General features: G+C 62.4%; 10 protein-coding genes. 8 read left to right on the forward strand and 2 right to left on the reverse strand.

All coding sequences use genetic code 11. The annotated features are described in order from the left end of the window. Positions 1-205: 205 nt before the first annotated feature. The 3 genes from ACN6KF_RS05110 (at position 206) to ACN6KF_RS05120 (ending at position 3407) form a co-directional block, all read left to right on the forward strand. Positions 206-1501 carry an MFS transporter gene (locus tag ACN6KF_RS05110; RefSeq protein ID WP_434955795.1) on the forward strand — a complete coding sequence of 432 codons (1296 nt, stop codon included), beginning with the start codon at positions 206-208 and terminating at the stop codon, positions 1499-1501. Positions 1502-1673: 172 nt separating this feature from the next. Further along, positions 1674-1943, forward strand: a complete 270-nt coding sequence (locus ACN6KF_RS05115; protein WP_434955796.1) for an usg protein — start codon at positions 1674-1676, stop codon at positions 1941-1943. A gap of 156 nt (positions 1944-2099) precedes the next feature. Further along, positions 2100-3407, forward strand: a complete 1308-nt coding sequence (locus ACN6KF_RS05120) for a class I SAM-dependent methyltransferase (RefSeq protein ID WP_434955797.1) — start codon at positions 2100-2102, stop codon at positions 3405-3407. A 22-nt stretch (positions 3408-3429) separates the two neighbouring features. Here the strand turns inward: ACN6KF_RS05120 and ACN6KF_RS05125 are convergent, their stop codons facing one another. After that, positions 3430-4689 carry an FAD-dependent oxidoreductase gene (locus ACN6KF_RS05125; protein ID WP_434955798.1) on the reverse strand — a complete coding sequence of 420 codons (1260 nt, stop codon included), beginning with the start codon at positions 4687-4689 and terminating at the stop codon, positions 3430-3432. A gap of 319 nt (positions 4690-5008) precedes the next feature. On the opposite strand from ACN6KF_RS05125, the gene ACN6KF_RS05130 reads away from it, so the two are divergent. The 4 genes from ACN6KF_RS05130 (at position 5009) to ACN6KF_RS05145 (ending at position 9180) form a co-directional block, all read left to right on the forward strand. Further along, a complete protein-coding gene (locus ACN6KF_RS05130; protein ID WP_434955799.1) occupies positions 5009-6046 on the forward strand; it encodes a sugar ABC transporter substrate-binding protein in 1038 nt (345 codons plus the stop codon). 224 nt (positions 6047-6270) lie between these two features. Then, positions 6271-7797 (forward strand): sugar ABC transporter ATP-binding protein, encoded by a 1527-nt coding sequence (locus tag ACN6KF_RS05135; protein WP_434955800.1) that lies wholly within the window; start codon positions 6271-6273, stop codon positions 7795-7797. Positions 7798-7838: 41 nt separating this feature from the next. Then, a complete protein-coding gene (locus ACN6KF_RS05140; protein WP_434955801.1) occupies positions 7839-8882 on the forward strand; it encodes an ABC transporter permease in 1044 nt (347 codons plus the stop codon). Between the two features lie 49 nt (positions 8883-8931). After that, the gene (locus ACN6KF_RS05145) at positions 8932-9180 is read left to right on the forward strand and encodes a putative hemolysin (RefSeq protein WP_434955802.1); all 249 of its coding nucleotides are present in this window, start codon (positions 8932-8934) and stop codon (positions 9178-9180) included. Between the two features lie 96 nt (positions 9181-9276). Here the strand turns inward: ACN6KF_RS05145 and leuA are convergent, their stop codons facing one another. Continuing rightward, on the reverse strand, positions 9277-10983 hold the full coding sequence (leuA, locus tag ACN6KF_RS05150; protein WP_434955803.1) for a 2-isopropylmalate synthase: 1707 nt from the start codon (positions 10981-10983) through the stop codon (positions 9277-9279). A 400-nt stretch (positions 10984-11383) separates the two neighbouring features. On the opposite strand from leuA, the gene ACN6KF_RS05155 reads away from it, so the two are divergent. Next, positions 11384-11656, forward strand: coding sequence for a hypothetical protein (locus tag ACN6KF_RS05155; RefSeq protein ID WP_434955804.1), 273 nt, complete (start codon positions 11384-11386; stop codon positions 11654-11656). Positions 11657-11668 lie beyond the last annotated feature (12 nt).

An 11668-nucleotide genomic window follows, 5' to 3' on the forward strand; every position in this document is an offset into this window, starting at 1 on the left:
AGAGTCGTTGTGAATGACTCTCGGTCCCGTCTTCGTGAATGGGTCAATCTTTCGCGAGTTGTTCAAGTCTTTGATGCGTCGGCATCTTCGAGATTTGATGTAATCCTTGCGCCTCCTGCTGTGCCGGAATCGGGAGGCGCACTGGACAGCGCCCGTTTCCACCTATCAAATGTCATACCAAACCGCTTAAACGGAGAAATTTGGTATGACGGTCGAAGCATCCGCCGGAATTCTCGTTTCCGATCGCAAGCGACGGCACGCCATTGTCGCGGCGACCATCGGCAATGGCCTGGAATGGTTCGATTTCACCGTCTACGGTTTCTTCGCCGCCCTGATCTCGCGGCAGTTTTTTCCCAAGGAAGACCCGCTGACCGCCATCCTCCTGACCGTGACGGTCTATGGTGTCGGTTTTTGCATGCGCCCGGTTGGGGCCATCGTGCTCGGGGTCTACGCCGATCGCCATGGCCGCAAGGCGGCGCTCACCATCACCATCCTGACCATGGCACTCGGCACGGCCTTGCTCGGCTTTGCGCCGACCTATGCCCAGGCCGGCGTGTTCGGCGCGGCCGTCCTGATGCTGGCCCGCTTGATCCAGGGGTTTTCCGCCGGCGGCGAGGTCGGCAGCGCCACCTCCTATCTGGTCGAATACGCCAGGCCCGAGCAGCGCGGCCTGGCGGCGAGCTGGCAGCAGACCAGCCAGGCTCTCGCGGTGGTGCTGGGCGGGCTGTGCGGCGTCGCCATCACCCAGTTCCTGCCGCAGGAGGCGGTGGAGAGCTGGGGCTGGCGGGTGCCGTTCTGGTTCGGCTTGCTCATCGGTCCGGTCGGACTCTATATCCGGGCTCGCCTTGACGAGACCCCGGTTTTTGCAGCCGAGACGACGCGCAAGAGCGAGAGCCCCTTGCGCGAGACGCTGAGCGTCCACGGCCGCGGCGTTCTCTCCGGCTTCGGTGTCACCATTCTGTGGACCGTCTGCACCTATGTGCTGCTGTTCTACATGCCGCTCTATGTCGAGAAATTCCTGGGCATCCCGGCCAAGGACGCCTTCATCTCCACCACGCTGGGTGGCATCGTGCTGATGTTCGGCTGTCCGATAGCCGGCAGGCTGTCGGATCTGATCGGCCGCAAGACCCTGCTGCTCGTCGCCGCCATCGGCATCGGCATCCTGGTGATACCATTGTTCGCCTGGCTCAATGCCAATCCGACCTTGCCGGTGCTCGTCACCGTGCAGGTCGTGCTCGGCCTCCTGCTCGCCGCTTTCACCGGCCCCGCGCCGGCGCTGCTGGCCGAACAGTTCCCGGCGGCCCTACGCTCGACCGGCCTGTCGCTTGCCTATAATTTCGCTGTTGCCCTGTTCGGAGGCTTTGCTGCGCTGATCGTGACGCTATTGATCGAAAAGACAGGCCTGAAGATCGCGCCGTCCTTCTATGTAGCGGCGGCGGCCCTCGTGAGCGTTCTGACCCTTGCCACCATGCGTGACCGTACCGGACAGACGATCGATTGAAGGCGGGGCGGGCGAGACCGCCCTCTATTCCTCGATAGGCAAGTTTGGCAGCACTCTTTCTTGATGAGTGATAAGATATTGATTCTTATGGATTAATTCCAATTGGATATTGCCATTTCGTTAAGGTTGCGGTGCAATCATGCTGTCTCCGATCACCATGGAGGTGACAGAAATGGTGTCTGTTGCGTTTCGTCGTCAGTTGGAAGGGTACGGCCTCACCACGGCCAATATTCTCTATCGCCTGCCAGACCATCCGGCCCTGCTGCAGGCCTATGTCTGGCAGGAATACGATCTTGCCCCGGCCTTTCCGGAATTGCATAAATTCCTGGCTTTCTGGCGCGACAAGCTGGAAGGGCCTCTGCATTCGATCACCGTCTCGCATAGCGGCCTTATCAAGCCAGCCGAATTGCGGGCGATCGGGCAGGAGTTTCGTATCCACTGAGACACCAAAGCGTTTTGCGATCCGACGTATCAGGCATGAATCGCAAAGACGCGTCGAAACAAGGAGTTAGAGTAAAGGGGTTTTCGTGAAAACGCGCTTTGCTCTGGCATCGTCCACGGATCGCGGTATAACGCCCCGCAAGCGTGCGGAGGCTCCGTGGACAAATATATCAATGCCGCCAGGCGGCTGATTTCGCATCTGGCCGACCAGTTGCAGGCTGATCTCGCCGTTGAGCTGTGGAATGGCGAGGTCATTCCACTCGGGCCTAGCGCCCGCACGGATCTGCGCCTGAAGATTTCGGACGCCGATGCGATCACGCGTCTGGTGCGTCGGCCTCATGCCCTTTTCGACCAGCTCATCCAGCTTCTGGCCGATGGCAGCCTGCGAATCGAAGGCGGCACGCTCCTTGACGTGGCCGAGCGGCGCGGGAGCATGAACACCAAGGGCCTGTTCAAGCGCCTGAGCAAGCTGCAACTCGTCCGCGGCTTGTGGCCCTTCGTGACACGTTCGCTGCCCAAGCAGGGCACCGCGGAGAAGCACGATTTCGAGGGCAAGATCGAGGGCAAGGTCGAGAAGGGCAGGGACGACAAGCCGCTCGTGCAGTTTCATTACGACCTGTCGAACGATTTCTACGGGCTCTTCCTGGGTCCGACCATGGCCTATACCTGCGCCTATTGGCCGAAGCCGGAAACCACGCTCGACGAAGCGCAGACGGCCAAGTTCGACATGATCTGCCGCAAGCTGCGCCTGCAGCCTGGCGAACGCTTCCTCGATATCGGTTCGGGCTGGGCGGGGCTGATCTGCCACGCCGCCCAGCATTACGGCGTCACTGCCCATGGCGTCACGCTGGCGCAAGAGCAGTTCGATTTCGCGCAGGAACGTATTGCCCGGCTCGGCCTCAAGGACCGGGTCACCGTCGAACTCAAGGACTATCGCGACCTGACGGGTACTTTTGACAAGGTTGCCTCCATCGGCATGTTCGAACATGTCGGCCTCGACAATCACGAGGCTTATTTCAAGAAGATCCACAGCCTGCTACGGCCGCGCGGGCTTTATCTGCATCACGCCATCGCGCGCCCGGCTAAGCGCGACATGAAGAAGTTCCGCAAGAAGCGGCCCGAATTCGCGGCGCTGACGCGCTACATCTTCCCTGGCGGCGAACTCGATACCGTCGGCATGTCGGCCAACGGCCTGGAAGGCAACGGCTTCGAGGTGCATGACGTCGAGGCCTGGCGTGAGCATTATGCGCGCACCACCAAGGCCTGGGCCGAAAATCTCTATGCCAGGCGCGACCAGGCCGCCGCCGAGGTGGGCGAGGCCAAGACCAGGATCTGGCTGCTTTATCTCGCTGGCTGCTCACTGGCTTTCGAGCGCTCCGCCGTCGGCATCTTCCAGACGCTCGCCTCGCGCAAGGCCAAGGGCCCTTCGGGCCTGCCGCCGACGCGTGAGGATCTGTACCGCTAAATGGTCTGGAAGGTCGCCGCGATCAGGCTTCTTGCCGCTGGAAGGCGATGGGTGGCTGTCCGGTGGCCGCTTGGCCAGCGAGGTCTTCGGGGCGGCTCCAGGAGAAAGGCCCTGTCTTGAGGCCGGCGAGGGTCTTGACCATTTCGGTGCGCAGCCAGGGCAATCGACTCATGGGGCCGAAGGCCAGGTTCCGTATCGGTCCGGTCAGGCGCGAGTGCGACTGGAAGAACTGTGTCAACACGGTGCTCGCCATCTGATAGAAGCGGATATGGTCGCGACGCATGCGGACGAAGGCAGGTAGGGCCTTGTCGATGTCGGCATGGAGGGTGAGCGCATCGGCGAGGGCAGCCGCGTCCAGCAGCGCCATATTGGCGCCCTGGCCGAGTTGCGGGCTGGTCTGATGCCAGGCATCGCCGATCATCACGAGGCGGCCGCTTATCGGGTTGGCAACGGTCAATTGGGCATAGCGAGCCGGTGTCAGCTGCTCATGTCGGGTGAACTGCTGCGTTAGCGGCTCCGTTTCCCCCCAGATCGCCGCGACCACCGCCCGCCAGGCGGCGAGATCGGTCTGGGGCCAGCGATCCAGCTCCTCGACCGGCATGCTCCAGAAGAAGGCACTCAGCGGCGTCGGGTCATGGGGTAACCGTCCGACCGGCAGCACGCCGATCATGAAGCGCGCCGTTCTGTAGCGCTGCTGCAGCGCATCGCGGGCAAAGCCGGTATCCTCAGCCACGCCCCAGACCGCGCCATGCCGGTAGGGCCGGCGTTGCGACAGTCCGAGCTTGTCCCTGAGCCGTGAGCGCGCGCCGCTGGCGTCTACCACCAGATCGAATGGGCCGTGGCGCCGCCCGGCCCCGTCCTCGATCATGGGACGGTTGTCGATATCGCTGATCTCGGTGATATCTGCCGCCTGCTCCAGTGCTATGCCCCGCGCTTCAGCCGCGCTCATCAGCAGATGGAACAAGCTCGCCCTATGAATGCCGATGCCATGCAGCCCGGGCAGGAGCTCGTCATAGCGCCGGTCGAAGATCAACGGGCCTGTCGGGCCGCAGCGCCCGTAAAGGCGTTCGATCCGGCTGCCCAGAATGGCGGCTCCCTCGCGCAGACCGAGGCGTTCCAGCACCGCCAGGCCTGTCGGTTGCAGCAAAAGCCCTGCGCCAACCGGCTTGGCCTGGTCGAAGCGCTCGAACACCACCACGCGGTGGCCCGCATCGGCGAGGCAGGAGGCTGCTGCCAGACCGGCAACGCCCGCCCCGACGATGGCTATGGAAAGACTGACCATGCCCGCGACCCTACCGTGACGAGGCAGGCCTCGCCATCGGGGTGCCGTACTGGTCCACAGCGCATGTCTGCATGAAGAAACTATCCGCTCAAAAGAATAGCGGTTGTCAATTGTCGGAACAAACATAAGATGGTGTCAGCGCAGCGGATTCAACCGCCTGCGCCAGGCTCGCAAAGAGCCGCGTCGGTGTCGCGCACCGAAAGCAAAATGCCAGAGCTTTTGCGATTTGGCGGCGTTGCCCGCAAACGCAAAGACGCGTGGAAACAAAGGGTGAGAGCAAACAAGCGTTCCAAACGCGTTTGCTCCAGGGAGGAAATGAATGCCCAAGGATAGGACGCCGCATACGCGGCGCGATTTTATTCGTTCTGCCTCGTTCTCCGCTGGCGCTGCCGCGGCCTTGTTCGGGGGATTCGGCCTTGACCCAGCTTTCGCCGCCGAGGCTGCGAAGGTGGCCGGCCGCTCCGAAAAGCCGCTCAAGGCTGCCTTCTCCAATGCCGGCCTGCAGGCGACCTGGTGCGCGCAGGGCAAGGAAGCGGCCGAATATTGGGGCAAGCTCTTCAATGTCGAGGTGACCTGGTTCGACGGCCAGCTTGACGCGGTCAAGCAGCGCGCCGCCATCGACAACATGGCTTCGCAGAAATGGGACTTCGTCGCGATCCAGGCCTTCGGCATCGGCACGCTGACGCAGCCGGTGCAGAAAATGATCGACGCCGGCATTCCCGTCATCGACATGGACACGCTGATCGCCCCGCTCGACAAGATCAACGTGCATAGTTTCCTGGCCCCGAACAACGAGTTCATGGGTGCTTCGGTCACGCAGGCTTTGTGCACTGCCATTGGCGGCAAGGGCAAGATCATCATGACCCAGGGCGCCCTCGGCCATACCGGGGCGCAGGGACGGGCCAAGGGCTTCGAGAGCGTGGTGAAGCAGTTCCCCAATATCGAGGTGCTGGATACGCAGCCCGCCGATTGGGACGTCACCAAGGCGGCCCGCCTCTGGGAGACCTACCTGACCAAATATCCGCAGATCGATGCGGCCTTCTTTCACAATGACGACATGGCGCTGGCCGCCTACAACATCATGAAGGCACGCAACCGCACCGACATCAAGATCGGCGGCGTCGACGCCATGCCGCCGGCCATCTCGGCGGTGGCGGAAGGGCGCATGTTCGCCACCGTGCGCAACCCGTCCTGCCGCATTCATGGCGGGGCGATCGTGGCTGGTGTTGCCGCTGTGGTCGGCGGCGAGAAGTCCGGCGAAGGCGGCATCCCCAAGCAGGTCGTCACCGACGGCCCCGTGGTGACCAAGGACAACGCGGCCGGCATGCTCTGGATGGAAAAGCACTATCTGATCTGAGATCGGCGTGCCGGTTTGAACGACCAAGCCGGAAGAATGGTGGGAACCTCCACTTTTTGTCATCACCGGGCTCGTCCCGGTGATTCAGGGCCACGGACCCATCGGGTTGCGGTATCTGGATGCCCGGGACGAGCCTGGGCATGACAAAAGTGGCGTTTCTCCCAATTGGCCGCGACCTTTCGATTCCATTCCGAAACCAGGCACACCACCGCGTTCCGAGAGGCATGATGGCGCTAGACGAGAAGCAAGCGGCGACCGGCGCTCCCCCGCGCCTGAAGATGACGGATATTTCCAAGTCGTTCGGCGGCGTGGCTGCTCTCAAGGGCGTGGATTTCACGCTGCAGGCCGGCGAGATCCACGGGCTGGTCGGCGAGAACGGCGCCGGGAAGTCGACGATGATGAAGATCATCGCCGGAGTGCATACCGAATATCAGGGCAGCCTGGAGATCGACGGCAAGCAAGTGCATTTCCGCTCGGCGCATGACTCTCTCGCTGCCGGCATCAGCATGGTGCATCAGGAACTCAGCATCGTTTCCGATCTCACCGTCGCCGAGAACGTCTATCTCGGCAAGCAGCCGCTCAACGCCTTCGGCCTGGTCGATTGGCCCGCCATGGTGAAGGGGGCGCGTGAGCAGTTGCGCAATCTCGGCATCGAGGTCGATCCGCGCATGCGTATCGGCGCCTTGCCGATCGGCCTGCAGCAATTGATCGAGCTGGCGCGCGTGCTGTTTTCAGGCGCTCGCATCATCATCCTCGACGAGCCGACATCGGCGCTATCGCCGCCGGAGGTGCAGCGCCTGTTCGAGGTGTTGCGCAAGGTGCGGGCCGATGGTCGCAGCATCGTCTTCATTTCGCATTTTCTCGATGACATTCTCAGCATTTCCGATGCGGTGACGATCTTCCGCAACGGCCGTCATGTGATCTCCCATTCGACGCAAGGCATCGACAAGAACTGGGTGATCGAACACATGATCGGCCGCGGCCATGAAGGGCTGGAAGAGAGTTATTCGGGTCTGATCTCGCTGCCGGCCAGGCCCGAAGGCTCCCCGGTTCTGGCGACGCAGGGCCTCTCCTATGGTCGCGCCTTTGCCGATGTGTCGCTGGACGTGCGCGCCGGCGAGGTGCTCGGCGTCTACGGCTTCATGGGCTGCGGCCAGCTCGAATTCGCCCGCACCTTGTTCGGCAAGCTCAAGCCGGCGCATGGGCATATCGAATTGGAAGGCAAGACGCGGACCCTGCGCAACACGGCGCAGGCGCGCGCGGCGGGCATTGCCTTCGTGCCGGAGAGCCGGCGCTCGATGCTGTTCCATCATCAACCACTCTATCGCAACATCTCGATCAGCATTCTCGAGAGGATCTCGCGCCTGTGGCTGAAGCCTGGCGTGGAGCGCAAGACCGCGCAGGGACATATCGAGGCCCTCCATATCCGCCCACCACGAGTGAATGCCTTGCTCGGCTCGCTGTCGGGCGGCAACCAGCAAAAGGTCGCGTTGGCCAAATGGCTGACCCACATGCCCAAGGTGCTGATCCTCTCGGAGCCGACGCGCGGCATGGATGTCGGCGCCAAGGACGATGTGGTCAAGATCGTGCGCGACCTGCGCGACAAGGGACTGGCGGTGATCGTGGTCTCGGCCGAGCCCGAGACGGTGTTGTCGCTGGCCGATCGGGTCGTGGTGATGAAAAAGGGGCGGATCGTCCGCGAGTTTGCCGCCGAGACGATCTCGAAGGACAAATTGCTGGAAGCGGCCTGAGGCGGCAAACCCGCCTGTCTTCAGCTTGGGAGTTTTGAGGAATGAGCACACCGGTTCAGGATGGCAGCCAGGCGACGTTCGGCCGCCAGGGCTTGGGGGCGATCTTGCGCAACCAGATGCGCAACATCGCGCCCTTCGCCACCTTGCTGGCGCTGGTGATCTTCTTTGCGGTGGCGAGTCCATCCTTTGTGACGCTGGACAATCTAGCCAATATCCTGGTGCAGATCTCGGTGACCGGCATCATCGCCGTCGGGCTGACCTTCGTGATCCTGTGCGGTGAGATCGATCTGTCGGTGGCCTCGATCGCCAATGTCACCGGTGTGGCGGTGGCGTTCTTCACGGCGCAAGAATCCTATGTGAACATCGCCAATGCCAATTTCATCATGCCCGGCGGCGTGGCCATCGTCTTCGCTCTTATCGCATGCGCGGCATTGGGACTGGTCAATGCCTTCGGCCTGACGCGGATCGGCATTCCCTCCTTCATCATGACGCTGGCGATGATGCAGATCGCCGACGGCATCTGTGCCTTGCTGCTGCGCGGCCAGATCGCCTATGCCGTGCCGGATCTGGTCTCGACGCTGGGCTCGGGCAATATCGGCGGGCTGCCGTGGATCGTGATCGTGCTGGGGATCTTCCTCGGTGTCGGCCACATCGTGCTGACCTATACGCGCTTCGGGCGCTACATCTACATGGTGGGCGGCAACCGCGAGGCGGCGGAGTTCTCCGGCATCAATGTCAGGACGATCCTGGCCGCCGTGATGGTGATCTCGGCGGTATGCTCGGGCGTGGCGGGTATGGTCGGCGTTGCGCATTTCGGCAGCGCGCAGCAGAACGAATTCACCGGTTATCTGCTCGACGCCATCGCGGCCGTGGTGGTCGGTGGCACCAGCCTCTTCGGCGGGCGCGGCGGCATCGGCAACACCATTGTCGGGCTGTGCGTGCTCGGCGTGCTCAACAATGGCCTCGATCATGTCGAGATCGACAGCTTTCTCAAGATCCTGATCCGTGGCGTCATTCTGTTGATCGCCCTGATCATCAACGTCTATGCCCAGCGCTTGCGCGACGAAAGTGCAGCGGCGGGATAAAGGTGCCAGATAAGGTCTTATCAATCCACCCAGAAGCGCCGGAGGCGAGATGCATAAGAAGATCTATCCGGTGGTCTTCATTTGCCTGACTCTGACCGTCTGCATAGCGCGGCGAGGGCCGGATCCAATTTTGTCATCGCACGCCGTCGGTATGGCAAATCCCGCATCGGTGTACTGTGCGCAGCAGGGCGGGAAGTCCATTCCCGTGCGGACCGACGCGGGGGAGAGCGCCGATTGCCAGCTGCCGGACGGCAGGCGGGTGGAGGAATGGAAGCTCTATCGCAGCAGCCACAGGTGAAGGCGCTACCGGGAGTTTGGTTTGGCCCTTGCCGCATTTCCAAACAGAAACCGGCCCTGAGGGGCCGGTTCCGGTCGCTGAAGCAAAGCGTTCCGATCAGCGCTTGAGGATACGGTTCACGCCGGAGATTACGGCCTTGAGGGCCGACTTGGTGGTGTCCTTGTCGATGCCGACACCGAACAGGGTAGAACCGTCGGCGATGCGCAGTTCGACATAAGATACCGCCGCCGCATTGGCGCCCGATCCCATGGCATGCTCGCGATAATTGGCGACGTCGAAGTCGAGACCGCTCTCAGCGCGCATGGCGGTCACGAAGGCATCGATGGGGCCGTTGCCGATGCCGGTTATGGTCTTGTCCACCCCCTCGTCGCGAATGCGCGCGGTGATGGTCCGCTCTTCTCCCTCGCCATCGCTGACGATCTGATGGGAGATGAAGGTGTAGCGGCCATTGTCGAGATATTCGCGGGTGAAGGCATCCCACAGCCTGTCGGCGCCGAGTTCAACGCCTTCGCCATCGGCGATGCCCTGCACCGCCTTGGAGAATTCGACCTGCAGAAGGCGCGGCAGTTCGATGCCGTGTTCCTTTTCCAGAATATAGGCGATGCCGCCCTTGCCGGACTGGGAGTTGATGCGGATTACCGCTTCATAGGAACGCCCGAGATCCTTGGGGTCGATCGGCAGATAAGGCACTTCCCAGACGGGGGAGGTCGCCGTTTCCAGCGCCTTGAAGCCCTTGTTGATGGCGTCCTGATGCGAGCCCGAGAAGGCGGTGAACACCAGTTCGCCGGCATAGGGATGGCGCGGGTGGATCGGCAGCTGGTTGCAGTGCTCGGCCACGCGCACCAGGCCGTTGACATCGGAGAGATCGATCTGGGGGTCGACGCCCGACATGATCAGGTTGCCGGCCATGATGACGAGATCGACATTGCCGGTGCGTTCGCCATTGCCGAACAGCGTGCCCTCGACACGGTCGGCGCCGGCCATCAGGCCGAGCTCGGCCGCCGCGACACCGGTGCCGCGATCATTGTGCGGATGCAGGGAAATGATGACGCTGTCGCGGTTCTTGATGTTGCGCGACATCCATTCGATCTGGTCGGCATAGATGTTGGGCGTCGACATCTCGACGGTGAGCGGCAGGTTCAGGATCAGCTTGTTGTCGGGGGTGGGCTGATAGACGTCCATCACCGCCTCGCAGATCTCCTTGGAGAAATCGAGTTCGGTGCCCATGAAGCTCTCGGGCGAATACTGGTGGCGGATATTTGCCTCCATGCCCAGCTCCTTGGTGAGCTGCATGATCAGCTTGGCGCCGTTGACGGCGATGTCCCGGATGCCGGCGCGGTCCTGGCGGAAGACGACGCGGCGCTGCAGCTCCGAGGTCGAGTTGTAGAGATGCACGATGGCGCTTTTGACGCCCTTCAGGCTCTCGAAGGTGCGGCGGATCAGCTCCTCGCGTGCCTGCGTCAGCACCTGAATGGCGACGCCATCGGGAATACGTCCCGTCTCGATCAGGAAGCGGACGAAATCGAAATCAGTCTGCGAAGCGGAGGGGAAGCCGACCTCGATCTCCTTGAATCCCATGCCGACGAGCGTGTCCCACATGCGCAATTTGCGCTCGTGGCCCATCGGTTCGATCAGGGCCTGGTTGCCGTCGCGCAAATCGACGGCGCACCAGGTCGGCGCCTGGCTGATGGTGCGGGACGGCCATTGGCGATCCGGCAGGTCGATCGGCGGCCAAGGCTTGTATTTGGCTGATATATCGACCTTGGGAGCGGAGAACTGAGAGACCTTGCCTGCATATGTCATGATAAAAACTCTTTAGCCAAAGGAAGGGGTGGCGAAGTAGGGCCTGACAACAGGCCCAGTCGACCGCATTCATGTCCCCTGAGCGCCCAGGCTGAAGCCCGGCCGGCCCTCAGGGGCGGCTAAGGAGGAGGCTGGAAAGGAGGGCGAACGCCAGCGCCGGCGCCGGATGCGCGAGCGTTTCAAATTTGGCGGGCGATATCGCCACGGTTCATTCCCTTTCCTGAGACGGCCCACGGCCATCAGGTGCAAGGGCTTGTACAGTGCCGTGACGGAGCCGGCAAGGGGAAATGCCGGGAAGGGGCGGGCATCATGGCGCGTTTGCAGTGGAGAGGAAGGCCGAAGGGCTTGAGAGTGACGCCCTTGCCTGCGATCACAAGGCGTCAATCATTGGAAGACCCCGATGCGTCTGTTGATCTGCGCCGCTGTGTTCTCGGCCCTGACTTCCTCGATCCTGCCTTCGGCGGCCTTGGCCGCTTCCTGCTTCGAACGGATCACCTTCGTTCAGCGCGTCATCGACGGAGACGCGAAGACCGGCTTCGTCGACAAGAAGGTGCATGATGTCATGAGCCGGGACCTGGCTGAAGCGGGACAGGCCTGCAAGGCGGGCGACGACGCCAAGGCCCAGTCGCTGATCTCCTCGACACAGCGCCGTCACGGCTATCCCGTCCGCTGACGGCGGGACCGT

It is taken from the genome of Labrys methylaminiphilus subsp. lupini (assembly GCF_051161885.1).
GTDB lineage: Bacteria > Pseudomonadota > Alphaproteobacteria > Rhizobiales > Labraceae > Labrys.